Raw genomic sequence first — 24619 nt, 5'->3', positions numbered from 1 at the left:
CCGTATCCCCGCTCACGCCGCCACCAGCTCAAACTTGTCCACATCCACCAGCCCCATATCGGTGATCTTCAAATGCGGGATCACCGGCAGGGGCAGGAAGGCCAGTTGCAGGAAGGGTTCGGCCAGGGGACAACCAAGCGCCTTGACCGAGGCGCGGAGCGCCTCCAGCTCGTGTTCCACCGCCTCGAACGGTTTCAGGCTCATCAGGCCGGCCACGGGCAGGGCCAGTTCGCCGACCACGGCCCCGTCCTTCACGGCCACGAAGCCGCCGCCGATTTCGATCAGGCGGTTGATGGCGACGACCATGTCGGCATCGCTGGACCCCACGGCACAGATATTATGGCTGTCATGGCCGACGGAGCTGGCCAGCGCGCCCGAACGGATGCCGAAGCCCTTCACAAAGCCCTTGCCGATATTGCGGGTGAAGCCGTGGCGTTCGACGACCACGATCTTCAAGATGTCATTGTCCGGGTCGGCATGGCGGCGGCCATTGCGATAAGGCACGGTCGCCTGCAACGCCTCTGTGATGATCTTGTTGGGCAGCACGCCGATGACGGGCGTGCCGGGGCCGCCCGCCGGGATGGCGAGGTCTTCGGCCACGATCCGGTCGCGCTTGATGGAGTTCAGGCCCACGGGCGGTGGGGATTGGCGTCCGGCGAATGTGTCCGCCGACACGGGCTTGCCAGCGCGGATCACCTGGGACACGGTGCATTGAGCCAGATCGTCCAGCAGGACGATATCGGCCAGATAGCCCGGTGCCACCAGCCCGCGATCCTTCAGCCCGAAACCGCGCGCCGCCGACCATGTGGCCGTGCGATACACGGCGGCGATATCAGCCCCGTGCGCGATGGCGCGGCGGATCAGGTGATCCAGATGCCCTTCCTCCGCAATGTCCAGCGGGTTGCGGTCATCGGTGCAGAAGGCCAGGAAGGGGCTGGTCACGGGGTCGATCAGGCCGGACAGCGCATCCACATCCTTGGACACCGACCCGTCCCGGATCAGCACCTGCATGCCCTTGGCGATCTTCTCCCGCGCCTCCGCCTGGGACGTGCATTCATGGCAGTTGCGGATGCCGCAGGAGAGATAGGCGTTCAGTTCCTTGCCGGTGACCAGGGGGGAATGCCCGTCAATATGCGCGCCATAAAATTCCGCCAGTTTGTCCAGCGTCTCCTCATCCTTCCACAGCACGCCGGGGAAGTTCATGAATTCGGCCAGACCGATGACCTTAGGATGGTGGCGATGGCGGGCCAGATCGTCGGCCTTCAACCGCGCGCCCGCCGTTTCCAGATGCGTGGCCGGCACGCAGGATGACAGCTGTACTCGCAAGTCCAGCGCCGTCGTCAGGGCCGAATCCAGGAAGTACTGAAGCCCCGCCTCCCCCATGACATTGCAGATCTCATGCGGGTCGCAGATGGCGGTGGTGGTCCCTCTAGGCAGGACACAGCGGTCGAACTCCGAGGGGGCGACCAGCGTGCTTTCGCAATGGACATGGGTGTCGATGAAGCCGGGCACGGCGAACCGGCCCTTGCCATCGATCTCCCGCACCCCGTCATAGCGATCATAGGTGCCGACGATGGTGTCGCCGCAGATGGCGATGTCGGTTTCATCAATGCTGCCCGTCGCGACATTCAGCAGCCGCACATTCTTGATCACCAGATCGGCGCGGTTGCGCCCCATGGCCTGATCGATCCGCTGTTTCAGGATGGCTTTGGCGGCGGCGCGGTCCATGGCGGCGGTCCTTATCTGATCAAGGCGGGTTCTTGGCGCACAGAGCGATCAGGTCCGCCTCAGCCGCCGACTGCATCGGCTTGCCGTTGAACAGGACCTGATTACCCTGCACCGTTACGGTACCGATCTGCGCCTCACCCCGGTAGAGGTTATTTGTTGCGATGCCGAAGCGGCGCGCAATATCGGCGGTGATGGCGATATCGATGCTTTTCGGCAGGTCGATGGCATAGCTGTCGGGAAGGTCGGCGGGGGCCACGGGCTTGCCGTTCAAATCGACGCCAGGCTTGTACTCCACATCCGCACTGGGCTGATGCCGGGCGACATAGCGGCAGGCGGCAGGGTCGATGCGGATGGTGGGGGCGTCGGTCTGGGCCAGGGTGGGGAGAGGAGCCAGGGAAAGCAGCAGGGCCACCAGGGTCAGGCCCAGGACCCTCACCCTCCCGTTGGCTGACGCCAACGGGCCCCTCCCTCTCTCACTGCGTGGGCGAGGGGCGAGAAGAGACGTTGCGTATAATCCGCCCCTCGCCCGCTTGCGGGAGAGGGAGGGGCCCAAGCCTGCCAAGGCTTGGGAGGGTGAGGGAACGACGCCTGCCGGTCTTGCCGCACCTGCGAAAAGCCCTACCAACCCTATGGCTCTCAAGGTCCTTTCCGGGAATACTGGCATTCCTTCCCCCTTCCCTTTCGCCGCAAAGGGCGCCCACAGATGCTGACATCCTACTTCAAGCTGAAAGAACTGGGCAGTGATGTCCGGACGGAGCTGCTGGCCGGGCTCACCACCTTTTTGACCATGGCCTATATCATCTTCGTCAATCCACAGATCCTGTCGGCGGCGGGCATGGACCATGGGGCGGTGTTCGTCGCCACCTGTGTGGCCGCCGCCATCGGGTCGGCTATCATGGGGCTTTACGCCAACTACCCCATCGCGCAGGCACCGGGCATGGGGTTGAACGCGTACTTCGCCTTCACCGTGGTCGGGCAGATGGGCTATTCCTGGCAAGTGGCGCTGGGGGCGGTGTTCCTATCGGGCATCCTGTTCATCATCCTGTCGGTGCTACCCGTGCGCGAAGCGGTGGTGAATGCCATTCCCCGCACCCTGAAACTGGCGATATCCGCCGGCATCGGCCTGTTCCTGGCCATCATTGCCCTGGAAAATGCCGGCCTGATCAAGGCGCATCCCGTTACCCTGGTCACCATGGGCGACCTTACAAAGCCGCAGCCCGTGCTGGCCGCCATCGGCTTCATCCTGCTCTGTGCGCTGGCGGCACGCAAGGTGATGGGGTCGGTGATCCTGACCATCCTGGCAGTGGCGGTCGTGGGCATGGTGATCGGTGCCTCGCCCTTCAACGGGCAGATCGTCTCCCTGCCACCCGACCCCAGCCCCACCTTCCTGGCCATGGACGTGAAAGGCGCGTTCAGCGTGGGGCTGATCACGGTGGTCTTCGCCTTTTTTTTCGTCGATCTGTTCGATACGGCAGGCACCCTGATCGGGGTGTCGCACCGCGCCGGCCTGCTGGACCAGGATGGCAAGCTGCCGCGCCTGAAACGCGCCCTGTTCGCCGATGCGGCGGCCACGACGGTGGGCGCGGCGCTGGGCACCTCCACCGTCACCTCCTATATTGAAAGCGCGGCGGGCACCAATGTCGGCGGGCGCAGCGGCTTGACGGCGGTGACCGTCGCCGTCCTGTTCCTGGCCTGTCTGTTCTTTGCCCCGCTGGCCGCAAACATCCCCGCCTATGCCACGGCCCCCGCCCTGCTCTATATCGCGTGTCTGATGGCGCGCGGCCTGACGGAGGTGGATTGGGAGGATGTGACGGATTATGCGCCCGCGGTGATGACGGCGATTGCCATGCCGCTGACCTATTCCATCGCGCATGGCATCGCCATCGGCTTCATCACCTATGCCGGCATCAAGATCCTGGCCGGGCGCTGGCGCGATGTCGGGCCGGTGGTGGCGGCGCTGGCGGGACTGTTTCTGCTGAAATTCATCCTGCTGGCATGACTGATTCTCGCGGATTCGATGACAGGGGCCGTACCCGCCGGGGCGGCCCCTTTTTCATTCAACGCCTTGAAGCCCGTTCAGTAAGCAGGCAAAAATATGATAGCGGTAGCAATGATTATTTAATAAGCATTTGCATAATTTATAGTCAGCACTGCCGTTGACGTAAACCGCCGGTATGGCGCGGGCGATCACAAAAAATTCATTTTTTGAGAATATCTATATTTATCAATTCATTAGGCCAATCAGTCATCATCCGGAAGCCATGCCGCTATGGCATGAAGACGATTGGATGCATGCAATCGTGACAATGCAGCCACAGTGGCCGCTGCATTTTTGTGCGGGCCGCGCATGGATTGAATTTTGATGGTGACGGGTTTCGCCGGGGCTGCCTATACTCCGCCCCACAAAAGAAAAGACCGCGCCAGCAAGGCAGCGCGGCCTGAGTTTAGGGAGGAATCGCCACCAGGCGGTGTCAAAACAGGGACTCAACCCCGTTCGACAAGATAAGTTTTTAACTTTCTGAATATGAAGGCAAGCCGATTTTGTCGGCTTGCCTTTTTATTTGGTCGATTTTTAGGTTTATGCACAGCGCTTGTGCAAATGCCATCCATCCGAACAGATGTTTGCCCAATCAGAAGGCGGCGTATCCAGCGAACCCGCTGGTAGTGGCTCGACGCCAGGGCAAATCATGATTCGACAGAGCGATCATTGCGGGGCAATCGGCCCGGTGCGCGCCCGGCAGAAAGCCGATGCTCATCAGGAACTCGCCCACAATCTCCCCACCCGTAAAGCGGAAGGTCTTGGCGAACAGCCTCACCCAATCCGCCTTGGATTTCGGATGATGGGTCAGCAGCCAGCCATGGAAGGAACCATGGCTGTCGCGCAGCCGCTGGATCACCTGGGCATTATGGATGGCGGCGTGGACCTTCAGCCGGTTGCGGATGATGCCGGGATCGGCCAGCAGCCGATCCACATCATCCGGCCCAAAGGCCGCCACGCGGTCCACGGAAAACCCGGCATAGGCAGCGCGGAAGCTTTCCCGCTTTTTCAGGATGGTCAGCCAGGACAGACCGGCCTGATTGATCTCCAGGATCAACCGTTCAAACAGCTCATCATCGCCCGTCAGGGGCACGCCATATTCATGGTCATGATAGGGGCCATGCCATTCATGGCCCGGTGCTATATCGCAATAGCCCGACATCCTGTCCACCTTGCTTGAAAGGCGGACAGGATAACTGATCACATAGCCGCTGTCGCGGCATTTGTTCTTATTTTGTACTCATTCAGCCGCGAGGATCAGTCCTGAAACAGCCCCTTCCAATCCACCAGCCCGAAATGGCCGCTGGCCCAGGCGATGGCCACGATGATGGCGGAGATGATGGAGGTCCAGATAAACTTCTTGATGATCATGGGCCGGGCGGGCGCGCCGGGCTGGTGCCCGACCTCATTCGCGTTGCCCTCCTGCTTGCGCCCGAACGGCAGCACCATGAACAGGACGGTCCACCAGACGGTGAAATAAATGGCGGCCCAGGTTGCCCAACCCATGCTCTCAACTCCTTGATGCGGTCAGACCTGTTCGATTTCGACCAGGGTGCCGAACAGGTCCTTGGGGTGCAGGAACAGCACCGGCTTGCCATGCGCGCCGATCTTCGGCTCGCCATCGCCCAGCACGCGCAGGCCGTCGGCCTTCAGCTTGTCACGCGCGGCGATGATATCCTCCACCTCGTAACAGACATGGTGGATGCCGCCGGCAGTATTGTTGGACAGGAACTTGGCGATGGTGCTGCCGTCGCCCAGCGGATGCAGCAGCTCGATCTTGGTGTTGGGCAGCTCCACGAACACCGTGGTCACGCCATGGTCGGGCAGGTCCAGCGGGTCGGAAACCTTGGCGCCCAGGGTGGTGCGGTAGGTTTCCGCCGCCACGGCCAGATCCGGCACGACAATAGCGACATGGTTCAAACGGCCGATCATCGCCCTCTCCTCATTCTTATGGTTTGCCCCGTAGGTCAGCGCCAGAGATAGCCACGGGTGACGCCGCCGTCACCCGTGACAAATCGCGCCACCCCGATAGTTAGATACGGACCAGATGCACTTCCGTCAGGGGCTTGCGGCCCTGGCTGGTGCTGAAGGAACGGCGGATGGCCACACGCGCCGCGTCCTTCACCTGCGCATCATCCATGCGGGCCGCCTTGGACAGGTTCTCGATGGCCAGACGCACGCGGGCGATCAGATCCGCCGTCTCCTCATCCACCTCATCCTCTTCCAGCAGGCCGATGGATGTGACCTTGGGATCGGCCAACAGATCACCGCGCGGCGTCATCACTAGGGTGACCATGGAGACGCCGGCCTGGGCCATGCGGGTGCGCCCGCGCATGGCCATGTTGGTCAGCGGCACGATGCGCTTGCCATCGATACACAGCTTGCCGGCATGCACATGACCCAGATTGGCGGCAGGACCCGGCCCCAGGCGAATGACCATGCCGTCATCGGGCACCACAACCTCCGGCACCTGACAATCCCGCGCCAGGGCCGCATGGACGGTCAGATGGCGATGTTCGCCATGCACCGGCACGGCGATCCGGGGCCGCACCCACTGATACATCTGCACCAGTTCATCGCGGGCCGGATGGCCGGAGACATGGACAAATTCCTCATCCGCCGTGATCACCTGAATGCCCTGCCGCATCAGGCCGTTCTGGATCTTGGCGATCCCCTTTTCATTGCCTGGAATTTCGCGGGCGGAGAAGATGACAACGTCGTTCCGTTCCAGCACCACATCGGGATGATCATCATTGGCGATGCGGGCCAGGGCCGCGCGCGGTTCCCCTTGGCTGCCGGTACAGATCACCACCAGCTTTTCACGCGGGACGTAACCCGCCTCCCGTTCCGTCAGGAAGGGCGGCAGGTCGGACAGATAGCCATTGGCCCGCGCCGCCTCATTGATGCGCCACAGCGACCGGCCCGCCAGCGCCACCTGCCGGCCATGGGCATGGGCGGCGGTGGCGATGGATTGCAGGCGCGCGACATTGCTGGCAAAGCAGGTGACGGCGATGCGGGTGTCGGTGAAACGCCCGAACAGTTCCTTGAAGCTTTCCTGAACCGCCGCTTCCGACCCCGACGTGCCCGGCACCATGGCATTGGTGCTGTCGCAGATCATGGCCGTCACACCCTCCCGCCCCAGCTTCTTCAGCGCGTCCTCATCGGCCAGCAGACCGATGACGGGATCGGGGTCCAGCTTCCAGTCGCCCGTATGCAGCACCGTACCGGCGCTGGTGCGGATGACCAGGGCGTTGGGCTCGGGGATCGAATGGGTCAGGCTGATCAGTTCGAGATCGAAAGGACCGATGCTGGCCTTGCCACCCAGCGGGATGATGTTGATCGGCACCTTGTTCTGCAGGCCGGTTTCCACCAGCTTGGCCTTCAGGAAGCTGGCCGTAAACGGCGTACACCAGACGGGAACGCGCAAATCCTCCCACAGATGCGGGATGGCCCCCAGATGATCCTCATGCGCGTGGGTGACAACGATGCCCAGAAGGTCGCTGCGGCGATCCTCAATGAAGCTGGTATCGGGCAGAATGATATCCACGCCAGGGGTTGTTTCGTCACCGAAACTAACCCCCAGATCGACCATCAGCCATTTGCCTTGGTGATGGTAGAGGTTCAGGTTCATCCCGATCTCGCCCGCCCCACCCAGGGGAACGAAATGCAGTTCCTTCGGGTCGAAATCCTTGGTTTCCAGATGCTTTGCTTGCGTCATTCGGTCCTGGTTTCAGTTGGCGGCAGCGTTGCGCGCATAGATCAACCGGAGACCCCGCAACGTCAGGTCCCCATCAATATGGTGGATCATGTCGGTCCCCTCGGCGAACAGGCGGACCAGACCGCCCGTGCCGATGACCGTTACCGGCGTCTGCCCATCGGGCGACAGCTCGGCGATGATCCGTTTCAGGATGCCTTCAATCATCCCGGTATAGCCCCAGAACATGCCCGATTGCATGGCCGCCACGGTTCCGCGCCCAATGGCGACGTCCGGTTTGGCGATATCGACCTTGGGCAACTGCGCTGCCACCCGGTGCAGCGCGTCAAGCGACAGGGCCGGGCCGGGCGCGATGACGCCGCCGGCAAAAGCCCCCTCGGCATCCACCACGTCAAAGGTGGTGCCGGTACCGATATCGATGACGATCAGCGGCGTGGGGTAGGAGGCAACGGCGGACACGGCATTGACCAGCCGGTCAGCACCTGCCTCCCGCGGGTTCAGCAGCTTGTTCTGCAAACCCAGATCGACCGACGGATCGCCCACCCGCATGGTTACGCAACCGAAATGTTCCTCGGTCAGCTTCATCAGGGCATAGGTTTGCGACGGCACCACCGACGACAGGATGGCGGCATCAATGTCGGCGGGGGTCAGGCCCTTCATACCCATCAGGCTGACCAGCCAGACGGCATATTCATCGGCGGTGCGCTGACTGTCGGTGGAGATGCGCCAATGGGCCCGCTTCTCATCCCCGTCAAAGACGGCGAAGACAACATTGGTGTTGCCGGCATCGATGGCCAGAAGCATCTCAGTTCCCTCCACCAGGGAAAAACACATCGCCCGCCGTCACACGGCGGATGGTACCGCCGACATCGACCAGCAGCACGCCGTCATCATCCATATCGATCAGACGGCCCGTGAATGTCTCATCATGCAGGCGCACGGTCACCGGCCCGCCCAACCCCTGCGCCGCATTCAGCCAGGCCGCGCGGACCGGCGCGAAACCCTGGGTCAGGAAACGATGATACCAGGCGTCGAACGCGCCGGCATAGGCGGTCAGCACCTGTTCCACCGTGACATCGGCCCCGGCGGCCAGCAGCGCGGTGGCCGGATACAGCGCCTCTTCCGGGAAATGCCGGATATTGACGCCCACGCCCAGAACCAGCCAATCGACCGATCCGCCGCGACCCGCTTCGGACTCCAAAAGGATACCGGAGATTTTGGCCCCATCGACCAGCACGTCATTGGGCCATTTCAAGGTGATCTTGCCCGGCACCAGCGCCGACACGGCCTCCCCCACCGCGATAGCGGCCACGAAGGAGGTCAACGCCGCCTGCCCCGGCGGCAATCCGGGGCGCAGGATCAGGGAACAGGCTAGATTACCAGGCTGTGAACTCCATGCCCGCCCCCGCCGGCCCCGGCCAGCGGTCTGGCGCAGGGCCCAGACCAGGGTACCTTCGGGCGCGCCGTCACCGGCCATCTGCTTGGCCAGATCATTGGTGCTGCCGCATTCATCGATGCTGTGAAGATGAAAAAACGCGGGCAGCAAGGCCGCCCGCGTTTCATCAGATCGGTTCTGTCCGGTCGGCATCGCCGGCACGCCGGTTACCGGGCCCCGAACAGGGCGGCGGCCGCCGCCGCCGCACCAGAGGTGATCGGCGACAGGAAGACGATATAGACCGGGAACACGAACAGGGCAGCACCGGCGACCACGAAACCAGCGGTCGGCGAGGGACGGTCCAGCGGCTCCGTCACGTCATCAAAGTACATGGCCTTGATGACGCGCAGATAATAGAAGCAGCTGATGCCGGACGCGATGACGCCGACAATGGCCAGCGGGTACAGGCCCGCCTGGATGGCCGGCAGGAACACCGCCCACTTGCCCCAGAAGCCCGCCGCCGGCGGCACACCGGCCAGCGACCACATGAACACGGCCATGGCAAAGGCCAGCATCGGATGGGTCTTGGACAGGCCCGCCAGATCGGCAACCTCTTCCACGGCACGGCCCGACTGACGCATCGACAGGATGACGGCAAACACACCGACATTCATGGCCAGATAGATCGCCATGTAGATCAGCACGCCGCGCACACCCTCCACCGAACCGGCGGACAGACCGACCAGCGCGTAGCCGATATGGCCGATGGAGCTGTAGGCCATCAGACGCTTGATGTTCTTCTGCTGAATGGCGCCCAGGGCGCCGATGATCATGGATGCACCGGCGCAGAACTGGATCACCTGCTGCCACTGCATGGCCAGATCGCCGAACGGGCCAACCAGGACACGGATGAACAGGGTGATGGCCGCCACCTTGGGCGCCACGGCGAAGAAGGCCGTGACGGAGGTGGGGGCGCCCTCATAGACGTCCGGCGTCCACATATGGAACGGCACGGCGGAAATCTTGAAAGCCAGACCGGCGGCCACGAAGACCATGCCGATGACCACACCGACCGACGCGCCGCCTTCCAGCACGGCGGCCAGCTTGTCAAAGCTGGTGGTGCCGGCAAAGCCATAGACCAGCGACGAGCCATAGAGCAGCAGGCCCGAGGACAGCGCTCCCAGCACAAAGTATTTAAGGCCGGCTTCCGTCGACTTGGCAACGTCACGCTTGAACGCAGCGATGACGTAGAGTGCCAGCGACTGCAGCTCCAACCCGACATAGAGCGAGATCAGGTCATTGGCCGACACCATGGCCAGCATGCCGAGCGTAGCCAGCGCGATCAGCACCGGATATTCGAACCGGGCCACCCGCTCCTTCTCCAGGTAATTGACCGACAGGATGACGGACAGGGAGGAGGCGATCAGGATCAGCAGCTTAGCAAAGGTGCCGAAGCTGTCGGCCACGAACAGGCCGTTGAAGGTGACATTCCGGCCCTCCGGCCCCTGCAACAGCAGGAAGCCGGTGGCGATGAAGGAGGCGACAGTCAGCCAGGAGACGAGGCGCAGGCTGCCTTCACCCCGGAACACGCCGATCATCAACAGGGCCATGCTTGCGCAGGCCAGGAAGATCTCGGGCAGGGCCGGGGCCAGATCAGGGAAAGTTGCCATGGCTCAGTTCTCGCTCGCCGGTTGGGTCGCCGGGGTTTCGGTACGCAGTTCCGCCGTCTTGGGAGCCCCGGCTTCGATCAGGCCTGCCGCCTTCAGCGACGCCTGATGGTCGGCCAGGATCTTCTCGACCGTCGGGTTGTAGACATTCTGGAAGCTGGCCGGATAGACGCCCATGATGATGACGATGGCCACCAAGGGCGCGAAGAACGCCACCTCACGCGCGGACAGGTCCGACATGGCCTTCACTTCCGGCTTTTCCAGCTTGCCGAAGAACAGCTTGCGGAACAGCAGCAGCATATAGGCGGCACCCAGCACCAGACCCGTGGCCGACAGCATGCCGTACCAAGTGCTGACCTGGAACACGCCCAGCATCGTCAGGAACTCACCCACGAAGCCCGACGTGCCGGGCAGACCGACCGAGGCGAACATGAAGATGGCGAACACCACCGCATAGCGCGGCATGTTCTTGGCCATGCCGCCATAGGCGGCCATTTCGCGGGTATGCAGGCGGTTATAGGCCACACCGATGCACAGGAAGAGCGCCGCCGACACGAACGTATGGCTCAGCATCTGGAACATGGCGCCATCCAGACCCTGCTGGTTCATGGCGAAGATGCCCATCGACACGTAACCCATATGGGCCACAGAGCTGTAGGCGATCATCTTCTTCATGTCGGACTGCGCCAGCGCCACCAACGAGGTGTAGATGATGGCGGCGATGGACATGAAGAAGACCACGTCCTGGAAGAAGAAGCTGGCTTCCGGCAGCATCTGCACGTTGGCGCGGATCAGACCGTAACCACCCATCTTGAGCATCACGCCGGCCAGCATCACGGAACCCGCCGTCGGCGCTTCCACATGGGCGAACGGCAGCCAGGTATGGGCCGGCCAGATCGGCGTCTTCACCGCAAAGGCGATGAAGAAGGCCAGCCACAGCCAGATCTGCATGTTGGACGGGAACGGATAGTCCACCATCACCCGCATATCCATGGTCCCGGCCGTCAGATACATGGCCAGGATGGCCAGCAGCATCAGCACCGAACCGATGAAGGTGTAGATGAAAAACTTGTAGGCCGCATAGACGCGGTTGGGACCGCCCCACACGCCGATCAGCAGGAACATCGGCAGCAGCACCCCTTCGAAGAAGAGGTAGAACAGCACGAAGTCCAGCGCCGTAAACATGCCGATCAGCATGGTTTCCAGCACCAGCAGCGCGATCATGAATTCCTTCACGCGCTTTTCCACCGCATCCCAGGAGGCCAGGACGCAGATCGGGGTCAGCAGGGTGGAGGCCAGCACGAACCAGATGGAGATGCCGTCAACGCCCTTGATGTAGGCGATGTTGAAGGCCGGCAGCCAGGCCACCTCCTCCACCAGCTGGAAGCCGGGGTTGGAGGGGTCGAAGCCGGTCAGGATGAACAGCGAAACGATAAAGGTAATGACGGACGTCCACAGCGCCACGCTCTTGGCGTTACGGGCCACTGCCTCCTGCTCACCACGGATGAGCAGGATGAACAGGGCACCGACGAGGGGCAGGAACGTCGTCAGCGAAAGGATCGGCACATCGGCCATTTCGAAAGACTCCCTACCTCAACGCGCCAGGAGGAACCAGCCGGCCAACGCGACCACGCCGATCACCATAACGAATGCATAATGGTACACGTAACCCGACTGAATCCGGCTGGATGCCAGCGACAGGCGGCGAGTGACAGCGGCGACCCCATCGGGACCCAGCCCGTCGATGACGCCGATATCGACACCCTTCCACAGGCCAAAGCCCAGCTTCATGGCCGGACGCACGAACAGCGCGTCATACAGTTCATCGAACATGTACTTGCGGAACACGAAGGCATGGACAGCCTTGAAGGTGTTGACGAAGGCACCGGGCAGGCCGGGGCTGAACATGTAGAAGACATAGGCCAGCACGATACCGGAGACGCCGGCGGCCAGCGGGGCATAAGGCACCCAGCCCGGCACATGGTGCGCGGCCTCGATGATGGTCCCATGCTCACCGGCCAGCATCACGATGCTGCCCGACCAGAATTCAGCCATGTCATGACCGACGAACCAGGGATAGGCGACAAAGCCGGCGAACAGCGCACCAATCGACAGGACGATCAGCGGCACCAGCATGACAGCGGGGCTTTCATGCACATGGGCCATCACCTTCTCCGACGCACGCGGCTTGCCATGGAAGGTCATGATCAGCAGGCGCCAGGAATAGAAGGCCGTCATGAAGGCGGCGGCGATGCCCATCCAGAAGGCGAATGAACCGGCGGCGCTGTGCTTGGCATAGGCCACTTCCAGGATCATGTCCTTGGAATAGAAGCCCGCGAAGAACGGGATACCAGCCAACGCCAGATTACCGATCCACATCATCACATAGGTGCCGGGGATCAGCTTCCAGATGCCGCCCATGTTGCGCATGTCCTGTTCATCCGACATGGCGTGGATGACCGAACCGGCGCCCAGGAACAGCAGGGCCTTGAAGAAGGCATGCGTCATCAGGTGGAAGATGGCGGCCGGATAGGCGCCAACACCGATGGCGAAGAACATGTAACCAAGCTGGCTCATCGTCGAATAGGCGATGACGCGCTTGATGTCGAACTGGGTCAGGCCGATGGTCGCGGCGACGAAGGCGGTGGCGGCACCCAGATAGGTGACCACTTCCAACGCGGCGGGCGCATATTCGAATACCGGGCTCATCCGGGCCAGCATGAAGACACCGGCGGTCACCATGGTGGCCGCGTGAATCAGCGCAGACACCGGGGTCGGGCCTTCCATGGCGTCCGGCAGCCAGGTGTGCAGGCCCAGCTGCGCCGACTTGCCCATGGCGCCGATGAACAGCAGCAGGCAGGCGCAGGTCAGCGCATGCACGTCCCAGGACAGGAAGTGGAAGCTGGCATCGGCCTTGGAAGCGGCCTGGGCGAAGATGCCGTCAAATTCGACGGTACCGAAGATGATGTAGATCGCCATGATGCCCAGCGCGAAGCCGAAATCACCGACGCGGTTCACCAGGAACGCCTTCATGGAGGCGTCATTGGCGCTCTTCTTCTCGTACCAGAAATTGATCAGCAGATAGGAGGCAACGCCCACGCCTTCCCAGCCGAAGAACATCTGCAGGAGGTTATCGGCGGTCACCAGCATGAGCATCATGAAGGTGAACAGTGACAGGTAGGCCATGAAGCGCGCCCGGTGCGGGTCGTGGCTCATATAGCCGACCGAATAGACATGCACCATGGACGACACGCCGTTCACGACGACCAGCATCACGGCGGTCAGCGTGTCGATGCGCAGCGACCAGGACACCTCGAAGGTGCCGCTGTCGATCCAGGTGAACAACTCAATGGTGCGCGCAGCCTCCGGCCCGCCGAAACCGACCTTCGTGAACAGGATCACGGACAGGGCGGCAGCAGTCAGAACACCGGCGCAGGTGACGATCTGGGCCCCACGGTCGCCAATGATGCGCCCGAAGAACCCGGCGATGAAGGCGCCCAACAGGGGCAGGAAGATGGCAGCGATTTCCATGATGCCCGCCTCAACCCTTCATCATGTTGATGTCTTCAACCGCGATGGTCCCGCGGTTACGGAAATAGACCACCAGGATCGCCAGACCGATGGCGGCCTCTGCGGCGGCCACCGTCAGGATGAACATGGTGAAGATCTGGCCCACCAAGTCGTTCAGATAGACGGAGAAGGACACCAGATTGATGTTGACGGCGAGAAGGATCATCTCGACCGACATCAGGATCACGATGACGTTCTTCCGGTTCAGGAATATCCCGAACACGCCGATGGTGAAGAGGATGGCCGACAGCGTCAGGTAATGCGCCAGGCCGATAGAGCCGAATTCCATGATCAGACGCCCCCCCGCGTCGGGACCTTGCGTACCTGCACCACCTCGGCGCGCTTGCGATCAAGCTGCTGGCCGATCTGCTGGCGACGGACACCGGGGCGCGACCGCAGGGTCAGCACAATGGCGCCGATCATGGCGACCAGCAGGATCAGGCCGGAGACCTGGAAGGCATACACATAGTCGGTATAGAGGATGTGGCCGATGGCTTCGGTGTTGGTCACCTGATCGACCGGCGGGATCGGCGCATTGTTGGCCTGACCGCCCACGGGGCCGCCAGCCAGCTGCGTCGCCGCCAGGAAGACCAGTTCCACCGCCAGAATGGCGCCGACAACCAGCCCCACCGGCATGTAGCGCATGAAGCCTTGCCGCAGTTCCTGGAAATTGATGTCGAGCATCATCACCACGAACAAGAACAGCACCGCCACCGCGCCGACATAGACGATGACCAGGATCATGGCCACGAATTCAGCGCCGATCAGGACGAACAGGCCGGCCGCGTTGAAGAAGGCGAGGATCAGGAACAGAACCGAGTGTACCGGGTTCTTGGCCGTGATCACCCGCACGGCAGAGGCCAGCAGGATGATGGCGAACGCATAGAATGCGATTGCGGTCAGGGTCATGTTACGCCGCCTCCGGCGCTGTGGTCATCGGGTACTGGGTCACGGAGGATACTCCGGGCGAAGGAATGTGGATGGCCGGGGACCCGGCCATCGATGAAATCAACGGTAGGGCGCGTCAGCGGCAAGGTTGGCCGCGATCTGCGCCTCCCAACGGTCACCATTCGCGAGCAGCTTGTCCTTGTTGTAGTACAGCTCCTCGCGCGTTTCCGTCGCGAATTCCAGGTTCGGCCCCTCGACGATGGCATCGACCGGGCAGGCCTCCTGGCAGAGGCCGCAATAGATGCACTTCGTCATGTCGATGTCGTAGCGCGTGGTGCGGCGGCTGCCATCTTCACGCGGTTCGGCCTCGATGGTGATGGCGAGCGCCGGGCAGATGGCCTCGCACAGCTTGCAGGCGATGCAGCGTTCTTCCCCATTGGGATAGCGGCGCAGCGCATGCTCACCCCGGAAGCGCGGGCTCGTGGGGCCACGCTCATACGGATAGTTCAGGGTCACACGGGGCTTGAACATGTAGCTGAAAGTCAGCGCCATGCCCTTCACCAGTTCCCACAAGAACAGGCCGCGCGCCGTACGGTCGAGCAAGGCCATGTTTCACCTCCATAATCGGACCGGCCAGACGGCCCGCCCACAAGCATCACCGGCAGGGGGTTGAAAAGCCCCCTCCCCCTCACGAAATCACTTGGGCAGCAGGTCGAAATAGACCAGCACGCCGGACGTCAGCACCACCCAGATCAGGGAGAATGGCAGGAACACCTTCCACCCCAGACGCATCAGTTGGTCATAGCGGTAACGCGGCAGCGTCGCGCGGACCCAGATGAAGCAGAACAGCACGAAGCAGATCTTGGCGATGAACCAGAGCGGGCCCGGAATCCAGTTCAGCGGTGCGATATCCAGCGGTGGCAGCCAGCCGCCCAGGAACAGCACCGTCGTCATACCGCTCATCAGGATCATGTTGATGTATTCGCCCAGGAAGAACAGGGCGAAGGTCATCGACGAATATTCGACGTTGAAGCCGCCCGACAGCTCCGACTCACCTTCGGGCAAGTCGAACGGGGCGCGGTTCGTCTCGGCCAGGGCTGAGATGAAGAAGATGATGAACATCGGGAACAGCGGGATGAAGAACCAGACGGTCTTCTGCGCTTCCACGATCTTCGACAGGTTCAGCGAGCCGACGCAGAGCAGGACGGTGATGATGACGAGGCCGATGGAGACCTCATACGACACCATCTGTGCCGCCGCGCGCAAACCGCCCAGGAAGGCGTATTTGGAGTTGGACGCCCAGCCGGCCATGATGATGCCGTACACGCCCAGCGAGGAGATCGCGAATAGGTACAGGACACCGACATTGATGTCGGCCAGAACCAGCCCCTCACCGAACGGGATCACCGCCCAGGAGACCAGGGCCAGGAGGAAGGTCAGCATCGGGGCGGCCACGAAGACACCGGCATTGGCACCCGTCGGGATGACGGTTTCCTTGGCCAGCAGCTTCAGACCATCGGCAAACGGTTGCAAAAGACCAAAGGGACCGACAACATTCGGGCCCTGGCGCAGCTGCATCGCGGCCATCACCTTGCGTTCAAAATAGGTCAGCATCGCCATGCCAATCAGCAGCGGCACCACGATGGTGACGATGCCCGCGACGATGCGGACGATCAGCGGCAGTTCAGCCCACAATTCCCACATCGTCACTTACTCCGCCGCCGCGGCCGCCAGGGCCGGCTTCAGAAAGGCTTCCGTACAATCGGCCATGGTCTGCGACGCACGGCTGATCGGGTCGGTCATGTAGAAATTCTCCACCGGCGAGGTGAAGTGCGCGTCGGCCACCGCACCCTCGGTCCCAAACGGACCCCAGGCGGACGGCACCAGACGGTCCAGCGCGCCGAACACCGGGTTCAGCGCCACCATGCGCTGACGCAGCTGCGCCAGCGTGTCGTACGGCAGGGTCTGGCCCAGCTCCGCCGACAGGGCGCGCAGGATTTTCCAATCTTCGCGCGCCTCGCCCAGCGGGAAGGCAGCCAGACGGGCCTGCTGCACACGGCCTTCGGTATTGACGTAGGTGGCATGCTTTTCCGTGTAGGCGGCACCCGGCAGGATGACGTCGGCGCGATGGGCACCACGGTCGCCATGATGACCCTGATAGATCACGAAGGCCTTGCCGAAGCGGTCGGCCTCGATCTCGTCAGCACCCAGCAGGTACACGACTTCGATCTCGCCCTTCTGCGCACCCGACAGGATACCGCCCAGGTCATGACCACCCAGACCCGGCAGGAAGCCGGCATCCAGCGCGCCCACGCGGCCGGCGGCCAGGTGAAGCACATTGAAGCCGTTCCACCCGTCGCGCACGGCGCCGACCGTTTCCGCCAGCTTGCGCGCCGCCGCCTGCACTGCCGGGCCATCGCCACGGCGCAGCGCGCCGGCACCCAGGATGATCAACGGGTTCTTGGCATTGCGCAGGGTTTCGGCAAAGGCATGGGTACCATTGGCCAGATCGGTCAGGACCGAACCGGCATTGCCCAGCCACTCCGTCGGGTAGGTCAGGTCTATATTCTGACCGATGACCGCAACCTTCTTCAGCTTGCCGGTCAGATAGGTCTTGCGGATGCGGGAATTCACCAGCGGCGCTTCCCAGCGCGGGTTGGTCCCGATCAGCAGAACGACATCGGCATTCTCAATCCCGGCGATGCCGCTATTGAAGATGTAGCCGGCGCGATTGCTAGCGTCAAAGCTGGCCCCGTCCTGACGGCAATCCAGGTTCTGCGAACCCAGCGCGGACAAAAGGTCCTTCAGCGCCACCGTGCTTTCGACATCGACCAAATCACCGGCGACAGCGGCGATCTTGGAACCGGCAACACCGGACACCTTGGCCTTGATGGCGGCAAAGGCTTCCGCCCAGGAGGCGGGCTTCAGCTTGCCATCGGCACCCCGCACATAGGGGCGGTCCAGACGCTGACGCTTCAGGCCATCAATGGCATAGCGCGTCTTGTCGCTGATCCATTCCTCGTTCACATCCTCGTTCAGGCGCGGCAGAACGCGCAGAACCTCGCCACCGCGGGCGTCGATGCGGATGTTGGAACCCACCGCGTCCATGACGTCGATGCTTTCCGTCTTGCGCAGTTCCCAGGGGCGGGCATTGAACGAGTAGGGCTTCGACGTCAGCGCGCCCACGGGGCAGACATCGACCAGATTGCCCGACATTTCCGAATTCACACCAGCCTCAAGCGCCGGCGTGATTTCCAGATGCTCACCACGGGCCAGACCACCCAGGGCCGGCACGCCCGCGATTTCATCCACAAAGCGGATGCAGCGCGTGCACTGGATGCAGCGGGTCATGAAGGTCTTGATCAGCGGACCCATATATTTGTCGCTGACGGTGCGCTTGTTCTCTTCAAAGCGGCTGCGATCATAGCCGTAGGACACGGCCTGATCCTGCAGGTCGCATTCGCCACCCTGGTCGCAGATGGGGCAGTCCAGCGGATGGTTGATCAGCAGGAATTCCATCACGCCCTTACGGGCCTTGTGGACGTTGGGGGTGTTGGTCTTCACCACCATCCCCTCACCCACCGGCAGCGCGCAGGATGCGGCCGGCTTGGGCATACGCTCCACTTCCACCAGGCACATGCGGCAATTGGCCGGCACGGACAGGCGCTCATGATAGCAGAAGCGCGGCACTTCGATGCCGAGCTGCTCGCAGGCCTGAAGCACGGATGTGCCCGGCGCGACCTCGATCTCGACCCCGTCAATGGTTAGCTTTGGCATCCTGTCAGTCCTTCACACGCTCGTTCCCGGCACGACCAACCGGGAACCAGTTCATGTCGCGCGTCTGTTCCAAACTATAGGGGCAGTCCTCGGGCAAGTCCTTCAGCGACAACCCGTCCTCTTCCAGGCCGATGGCCGCTTCCCGCCGGGCATAGTGGTAGGCCCGGTCCAGGATGTCGGACAGTCGGGGCTTCAAGCCCGGATTGGCGTCCAGCCGCTCCTCCGCCTCAAGTCGCTGGAACTTGATCTCCCTGCGCCAGTGCGCCTTGGGTTCTTCCGCCGGGGAATAATCCAATTTCAGAAGATGGCTCAAGACATTACGCAGATGCGACGCGAGTGCCCGTTCCTGCTCCCTGCCCAAACTCTCGATCTCCTCGATGACATTATCCCAGTCCACGATGTTGGACTTCCGGCCGGACGCAACGGCACGCAGGGCATCCGCCTGCTGCTGCGCCCAGCTGTAAAAGTCCGTGTCGTGGAGCCGGTTGTCAGGCATCGGGCGATCCTTACTCGGCCGCCACGCGGGCGCCGCGATCGGCGCGCGTGCGGTATTCCAGGATGCGGCGCTCCACTTCCGGGCGGAAATGGCGCATCAGACCCTGGATCGGCCATGCCGCCGCGTCACCCAGGGCGCAGATGGTGTGGCCTTCAACCTGCTTGGTGACGTCCAGCAGCATGTCGATCTCCTCGACATGGGCCTGACCCTTCACCAGACGTTCCATGACGCGCCACATCCAGCCCGTGCCCTCACGGCAGGGCGTGCACTGGCCGCAGCTCTCATGCATGTAGAACTTGGATAGGCGCGCGATGGCCTTCACGATGTCAGTGGACTTGTCCATGACGATGACGGCAGCGGTGCCCAAACCTGAGCGGACGTCACGCAGGCTGTCGAAATCCATCAGGACGGTGTCGCAGATTTCCTTGGGCAGCAGCGGAACCGAGGAGCCGCCGGGGATGATGGCCAGCAGATTATCCCAGCCGCCACGCACACCGCCGCAATGCTTCTCGATCAGTTCCTTCAGCGGGATGCCCATCTCTTCTTCGACGGTCGCCGGCTGGTTCACATGGCCCGACACGCAGAACAGCTTGGTGCCGCTATTCTTGGGACGGCCCAGATTGGCGAACCAGGAGGGACTGCGACGCAGAATGGTCGGCACCACCGCGATGGATTCGACATTGTTCACCGTCGTCGGGCGGCTGTAGAGGCCGGCCATGGCGGGGAACGGGGGCTTGTTGCGGGGCTGGCCCTTCTTGCCTTCCAGGCTTTCGATCAGCGCCGTCTCTTCACCGCAAATATAGGCGCCGGCGCCCAGATGCAGATAGACGTCGTGATCATAGCCGGAGCCACAGGCATTCTTGCCGATCAGGCCCGAGGCGTAAGCCTCGTCGATGGCGCGCTGAACGTTGGCGGCCTCGTAATAGAACTCGCCACGGATATAGATATAGGTGGCGGTGGCACCGATGGCGAAACCGGCGATCAGGCAGCCCTCGATCAGCTTATGCGGATCATGGCGCATGATCTCCCGGTCCTTGCAGGTACCGGGCTCGCCCTCGTCGGCATTCACCACCAGATAAACGGGGCCATTGCTGGTCTTGGGCATGAAGGACCACTTCATGCCGGTGGAGAAGCCGGCGCCGCCGCGGCCGCGCAGACCCGATTCCTTTACCAGATCAATGATCTTGTCCCGGCCCAGGTCCAGGATTTCCTTGGTGCCGGACCAGTCGCCACGGGCCTTGGCCCCGTCCAGGAACGGGCTTTCAAAGCCGTAGAGGTTGGTGAAGATGCGGTCTTCATCGCGAAGCATGGTTCCACCCTCCTCTTAGGCCTGGCCGGCAGGCTTCACGCCCGCCTTGATGGCCGATTCGATCAGCGTCGTCGGCCCGCCCACGGCGCAGGCCCGGATACGGCCATTCTGCGGGCCCGTCGCCGGCTTCTCGCCACGCGCCAGGGCGTCCAGGATCTTTTCGGTCGTTTCCGCCGTCAGATCCTCATAGAAATCGTCGCCGATCTGCATCATGGGCGCGTTCACACAGGCGCCGAGGCATTCGACCTCGATCACCGTGAACTGGCCGTCCGGCGTCGTCTGCCCCGCCTTGATGCCCAGCTTCTTCTCACAGGCATGCAGCACTTCATCCGACCCGCGCAGCCAGCACGGCGTGGTGGTGCAGACCTGGACGAAGTGCTTACCAACCGGCTTCAGATTGTACATCGTATAGAAGCTCGCCACCTCCAGCGCGCGGATCGGCGCCATGTCGAGATAGTGAGCCACATAATCGATGGCGACCTTGGGCAGCCAGCCGCCGCACTGGCGCTGGGCCAGGTCGAGCAGCGGCATCACCGCACTTTGTTGTCGGCCTTCGGGGTACTTGGCGATGATGCGCTTGGCCAGCTCGATATTCTCTGCGGTGAATTCGAAGCTGGTCGGCTCCGCCACCGCGGGGCCATGGGAATGGGCGGCACTCATCGATCAATCTCTCCGAACACGATGTCCATGGAGCCGATGATCGCGACGGCGTCGGCGAGCATGTGGCCCTTGGACATGAAATCCATCGCCTGCAGGTGCGAGAAGCCCGTGGGGCGGATCTTGCAGCGGTACGGGCGGTTCGTCCCGTCAGCCACCAGATAGACGCCCAGCTCGCCCTTAGGCGACTCGGTCGCCGTATAGGTGTCGCCAGCCGGCACGTGATAGCCTTCGGTGTACAGTTTGAAATGGTGAATCAGCGCTTCCATTGAGCGCTTCATCTCGCCACGGCTCGGCGGGGTGACCTTGCGGTCGTTCAGCTTCACCGGACCCGGCGTCTTGGACAGCTTGTCCAGCGCCTGGCGGATGATGTGCATCGACTGCTTCATCTCCTCCATGCGGACCAGATAGCGGGCGTAGCAATCGCCCGTCAGGCCCACCGGCACGTCGAAGTCGAACTCTTCATAGCTGTCATAGGGCTGCGCCTTGCGCAGATCCCAGGCGACGTTGGAGCCACGCAGCATCGGGCCGGTGAAGCCCCAGGCCAGCGCATCCGCCGCCGACACCACACCGATATCCACGGTACGCTGCTTGAACACCCGGTTCTCGGACAGCAGCCCTTCCAGGTCGGCCATGAACTTGGGGAACGTGTCGAAATAGGCGCCGATATCATCGGCCAGCCCCGCCGGCAGGTCCAGGTTCACGCCGCCGGGACGGAAATAGTTGGCGTGCAGGCGCGCACCCGACACCCGCTCATAGAACTCCATCAGCTTCTCACGCTCCTCAAAGCCCCAGAGGGCGGGCGTGATGGCGCCGACGTCCAGCGCGAAGGTGGTGAGGTTCAGCAGGTGGTTCAGGACGCGGGTGATTTCCGCGAACAACACGCGGATATACTGGCCACGCTTAGGCGGGGTGATGCCCAGCAGCTTTTCCACGGCCAGCACCCAGGTATGCTCCATCGACATCGGGGACACATAGTCCAGCCGGTCGAAATAGGGCGTGGCCTGGGTATAGGTCTTGTACTCGATCAGCTTTTCGGTGCCACGGTGCAGCAGGCCGATATGCGGATCGGCCCGCTCCACGATCTCGCCATCCATTTCCATCACCAGACGCAGCACGCCGTGAGCGGCCGGATGCTGGGGACCGAAATTCATGGTCAAGGGCTTGATCTGCACTTCGCCCTGGGTGGACGGTGCCGACAGGGACAGCCCGGTTTCGGTCGCGACGTTGGTCGTTGCCATCTCCTGGCCCCCTTAACGCTTGTCCGCGATGGCGGGACGGGCCGCCAGCGGGATAACGGCCTTTTCATCGCCCGGCAGCTGCACATCCGTCATCCCTTCCCAGGGCGACAGGAAGTCGAAGCTGCGGAAATCCTGGGTCAGCTTCACCGGCTCATAGACCACACGGCGCTGTTCAGCGTCGTAGCGCAACTCGACAAAGCCGGTCAGCGGGAAGTCCTTGCGCAGGGGATGCCCCTCAAACCCATAGTCGGTGAGGATGCGGCGCAGATCGGGATTGTCGGCGAAGAAGATGCCGTAGAGATCCCAGGCCTCACGCTCGAACCAGCCGGCCACGGGGTACAGCGACACGATGGAGGCCACGGGCGTGTCCTCGTCCGTCGCCACCTTCACGCGGATGCGGTGATTATGCTTCACCGACAGCAGGTTATAGACAACCTCGAACCGCTCTGCGCGGTCGGGATAATCCACACCGGCAATGTCGGCCAGCATTTCGCAATGGGTCGTCGAATCGTCGCGCAGGAACTGGATACCCTTGAACAGCGCCGCGCGCGTCAGGGTAACGGCCAGCTCGCCATGGGCGATCTCGGTCTTCACGACAGCAGCGCCCAGGGCGTTGCCGATATAATCACCGAGTTCCTTGAGGGCCTCGTCGCTCATGCTTAAGCGTCCTCGTCCAAAAACCAGGGTCAGGCGCGGATCAGGCGGTTACCGCCCTTGATCTTTTTCTGCAATTGCAGAATGCCGTAAACCAGCGCCTCCGCCGTGGGCGGGCAACCGGGCACATAGATGTCGACGGGCACGATGCGGTCGCAACCGCGCACCACCGAGTATGAATAATGATAGTAGCCGCCGCCATTGGCGCAGCTGCCCATCGAGATCACCCAGCGCGGCTCGGCCATCTGGTCGTAAACCTTGCGGAGCGCAGGGGCCATCTTGTTACAGAGCGTGCCGGCCACGATCATCACGTCGGACTGACGCGGACTGGGGCGCGGAATGACGCCGAACCGGTCAAGGTCATAGCGCGCCATGTATGCGTGGATCATTTCCACGGCACAGCAGGCCAGACCAAAGGTCATGGGCCACAGCGAGCCGGTGCGGGCCCAGTTCAGCAGGTCATCATACTTGGCGACCAGGAAGCCCTTGTCGTTCAGTTCGGTGGTGACCGCGTTCAGGTACGCCTCCTGCGCCGCGCCGGGCGGCAGGGTGCTGGTGTTCCCGACAATTTGATTGGTGGTGACGAGGTTACTGCTGCTCATCATATCGCTCCCAGGCTGGCCGGATGGGATCACTCCCACTCCAGCGCGCCCTTCTTCCATTCATAGATGAAGCCGATGGTCAGGATGCCCAGGAACACCATCATCGACCAGAAACCGAACATGCCGATATCACCCAGGGATACCGCCCACGGGAACAGGAAGGCCACTTCCAGGTCGAAGATGATGAACAGGATCGAGACCAGATAGAAGCGGACGTCGAACTTGCTGCGCGCATCCTCGAACGCCTCAAAGCCGCACTCATAGGCGGACAGCTTCTCGGCATCGGGCTTCTGCTTGCCCACCACCAGGGAGGCCGCGATCATCGCGCCAGCCACAATGGTGGCGATGGCCAGGAAGACCAGGATCGGCAGATACTGCACCAGCAGCGGGTTGGACATCGGATCGGACATCGTCACACCGGTTCAGCCCGACGCTGCGCCACAGATATCCGTCGGGCCGACAGGCTCGGGCCGAGGATAATTTGCGTCGCAACCGCGGGCGGTTCATGGACCAGGAAGGCCACCGGGGAACCCGGAGCCCACGGGAATATAGGCCCCGTCCGCGCCGGAAGGAAAGCGAATTACGCCATTTTCGGGGCTGAGAAACGTTCGCAACTGGGCGGAAATGCTCACAGTTCCGCCGATTGGTGCGTCGCGGCAAACCAGCGTTGCGTTGCAGGGATTACTCAATGGCGCCAATTGCATGGCGCACGCGAACCATTCGGAAATGCAAAAATTCAGCATATTCCCGTGTGGGGAACGCTGATTTTAAAATCTATCTCGCATATGGGATTTTTCAAAAATGCAATAAAGCGCGCTTGGCCGCTTTTATCGTATTTTGAGGGAGGGTGGCGCGAGTGACGGGACTTGAACCCGCGGCCTCCGGCGTGACAGGCCGGCGCT

The 24619-nt window shown here is 62.4% G+C and carries 24 protein-coding genes; 1 reads left to right on the top strand and 23 read right to left on the bottom strand.

Annotated elements, in window-relative coordinates:
* Positions 1–12: 12 nt before the first annotated feature.
* Entirely contained in the window at positions 13–1728 is a 1716-nt protein-coding gene (gene ade / locus ACODSP_RS20565) for an adenine deaminase (RefSeq protein ID WP_488967413.1), read from the bottom strand.
* Between the two features lie 19 nt (positions 1729–1747).
* Positions 1748–2185, bottom strand: coding sequence for a hypothetical protein (locus ACODSP_RS20560; RefSeq protein ID WP_488967412.1), 438 nt, complete (start codon positions 2183–2185; stop codon positions 1748–1750).
* A 246-nt stretch (positions 2186–2431) separates the two neighbouring features.
* Between ACODSP_RS20560 and ACODSP_RS20555 the strand changes: the two genes are divergently transcribed.
* Complete coding sequence (locus ACODSP_RS20555) at positions 2432–3727, top strand: NCS2 family permease (protein WP_488967411.1); 1296 nt, start codon at positions 2432–2434, stop codon at positions 3725–3727.
* 631 nt (positions 3728–4358) lie between these two features.
* Here the strand turns inward: ACODSP_RS20555 and ACODSP_RS20550 are convergent.
* The 21 genes from ACODSP_RS20550 to ACODSP_RS20450 all read right to left on the bottom strand — a co-directional run bounded on the left by ACODSP_RS20550 (position 4359) and on the right by ACODSP_RS20450 (position 24115).
* Positions 4359–4928 carry a DNA-3-methyladenine glycosylase I gene (locus ACODSP_RS20550; protein ID WP_488967410.1) on the bottom strand — a complete coding sequence of 190 codons (570 nt, stop codon included), beginning with the start codon at positions 4926–4928 and terminating at the stop codon, positions 4359–4361.
* A 95-nt stretch (positions 4929–5023) separates the two neighbouring features.
* Positions 5024–5272 (bottom strand): DUF1467 family protein, encoded by a 249-nt coding sequence (locus tag ACODSP_RS20545; RefSeq protein ID WP_488967409.1) that lies wholly within the window; start codon positions 5270–5272, stop codon positions 5024–5026.
* 21 nt (positions 5273–5293) lie between these two features.
* Positions 5294–5698 (bottom strand): methylmalonyl-CoA epimerase, encoded by a 405-nt coding sequence (gene mce / locus ACODSP_RS20540; RefSeq protein ID WP_488967408.1) that lies wholly within the window; start codon positions 5696–5698, stop codon positions 5294–5296.
* Positions 5699–5798: 100 nt separating this feature from the next.
* A complete protein-coding gene (locus tag ACODSP_RS20535; RefSeq protein ID WP_488967407.1) occupies positions 5799–7484 on the bottom strand; it encodes a ribonuclease J in 1686 nt (561 codons plus the stop codon).
* 12 nt (positions 7485–7496) lie between these two features.
* A complete protein-coding gene (locus ACODSP_RS20530) occupies positions 7497–8285 on the bottom strand; it encodes a type III pantothenate kinase (RefSeq protein ID WP_488967406.1) in 789 nt (262 codons plus the stop codon).
* Between the two features lies 1 nt (position 8286).
* Positions 8287–9069, bottom strand: a complete 783-nt coding sequence (locus ACODSP_RS20525; protein ID WP_488967405.1) for a biotin--[acetyl-CoA-carboxylase] ligase — start codon at positions 9067–9069, stop codon at positions 8287–8289.
* Between the two features lie 14 nt (positions 9070–9083).
* A complete protein-coding gene (gene nuoN, locus ACODSP_RS20520; RefSeq protein WP_488967404.1) occupies positions 9084–10526 on the bottom strand; it encodes an NADH-quinone oxidoreductase subunit NuoN in 1443 nt (480 codons plus the stop codon).
* Positions 10527–10529: 3 nt separating this feature from the next.
* A complete protein-coding gene (locus ACODSP_RS20515; RefSeq protein WP_488967403.1) occupies positions 10530–12098 on the bottom strand; it encodes an NADH-quinone oxidoreductase subunit M in 1569 nt (522 codons plus the stop codon).
* A gap of 18 nt (positions 12099–12116) precedes the next feature.
* Positions 12117–14054, bottom strand: a complete 1938-nt coding sequence (nuoL, locus tag ACODSP_RS20510) for an NADH-quinone oxidoreductase subunit L (RefSeq protein ID WP_488967402.1) — start codon at positions 14052–14054, stop codon at positions 12117–12119.
* Positions 14055–14064: 10 nt separating this feature from the next.
* Positions 14065–14382 carry an NADH-quinone oxidoreductase subunit NuoK gene (gene nuoK, locus ACODSP_RS20505; protein WP_054170168.1) on the bottom strand — a complete coding sequence of 106 codons (318 nt, stop codon included), beginning with the start codon at positions 14380–14382 and terminating at the stop codon, positions 14065–14067.
* A 2-nt stretch (positions 14383–14384) separates the two neighbouring features.
* The gene (locus ACODSP_RS20500) at positions 14385–15002 is read right to left on the bottom strand and encodes an NADH-quinone oxidoreductase subunit J (protein WP_054170169.1); all 618 of its coding nucleotides are present in this window, start codon (positions 15000–15002) and stop codon (positions 14385–14387) included.
* A 99-nt stretch (positions 15003–15101) separates the two neighbouring features.
* Positions 15102–15590 carry an NADH-quinone oxidoreductase subunit NuoI gene (nuoI, locus tag ACODSP_RS20495; protein ID WP_054170170.1) on the bottom strand — a complete coding sequence of 163 codons (489 nt, stop codon included), beginning with the start codon at positions 15588–15590 and terminating at the stop codon, positions 15102–15104.
* Between the two features lie 87 nt (positions 15591–15677).
* Positions 15678–16685 carry an NADH-quinone oxidoreductase subunit NuoH gene (gene nuoH / locus ACODSP_RS20490; RefSeq protein WP_488967401.1) on the bottom strand — a complete coding sequence of 336 codons (1008 nt, stop codon included), beginning with the start codon at positions 16683–16685 and terminating at the stop codon, positions 15678–15680.
* Between the two features lie 6 nt (positions 16686–16691).
* A complete protein-coding gene (nuoG, locus tag ACODSP_RS20485) occupies positions 16692–18758 on the bottom strand; it encodes an NADH-quinone oxidoreductase subunit NuoG (RefSeq protein WP_488967400.1) in 2067 nt (688 codons plus the stop codon).
* Between the two features lie 4 nt (positions 18759–18762).
* A complete protein-coding gene (locus ACODSP_RS20480; protein WP_488967399.1) occupies positions 18763–19254 on the bottom strand; it encodes a DUF29 domain-containing protein in 492 nt (163 codons plus the stop codon).
* A gap of 10 nt (positions 19255–19264) precedes the next feature.
* Positions 19265–20563 (bottom strand): NADH-quinone oxidoreductase subunit NuoF, encoded by a 1299-nt coding sequence (gene nuoF, locus ACODSP_RS20475; RefSeq protein WP_488967398.1) that lies wholly within the window; start codon positions 20561–20563, stop codon positions 19265–19267.
* 15 nt (positions 20564–20578) lie between these two features.
* Positions 20579–21223 carry an NADH-quinone oxidoreductase subunit NuoE gene (nuoE, locus tag ACODSP_RS20470; RefSeq protein ID WP_488967397.1) on the bottom strand — a complete coding sequence of 215 codons (645 nt, stop codon included), beginning with the start codon at positions 21221–21223 and terminating at the stop codon, positions 20579–20581.
* Complete coding sequence (locus ACODSP_RS20465) at positions 21220–22374, bottom strand: NADH-quinone oxidoreductase subunit D (protein ID WP_488967457.1); 1155 nt, start codon at positions 22372–22374, stop codon at positions 21220–21222. The genes nuoE and ACODSP_RS20465 overlap by 4 nt, the downstream gene beginning before the upstream one ends.
* A gap of 99 nt (positions 22375–22473) precedes the next feature.
* Complete coding sequence (locus ACODSP_RS20460; RefSeq protein WP_488967396.1) at positions 22474–23118, bottom strand: NADH-quinone oxidoreductase subunit C; 645 nt, start codon at positions 23116–23118, stop codon at positions 22474–22476.
* A 29-nt stretch (positions 23119–23147) separates the two neighbouring features.
* On the bottom strand, positions 23148–23717 hold the full coding sequence (locus ACODSP_RS20455; RefSeq protein WP_054170175.1) for a NuoB/complex I 20 kDa subunit family protein: 570 nt from the start codon (positions 23715–23717) through the stop codon (positions 23148–23150).
* Between the two features lie 29 nt (positions 23718–23746).
* Positions 23747–24115: an NADH-quinone oxidoreductase subunit A gene (locus tag ACODSP_RS20450; RefSeq protein WP_054170184.1), complete on the bottom strand. Its 369-nt coding sequence runs from the start codon at positions 24113–24115 to the stop codon at positions 23747–23749.
* Between the last annotated feature and the right edge of the window lie 504 nt (positions 24116–24619).

This window comes from Niveispirillum sp. FG156 (assembly GCF_057809555.1).
The sequence above is the reverse complement of the archived record's forward strand: the minus strand, read 5'-3'. Positions and strand labels throughout refer to the sequence as shown.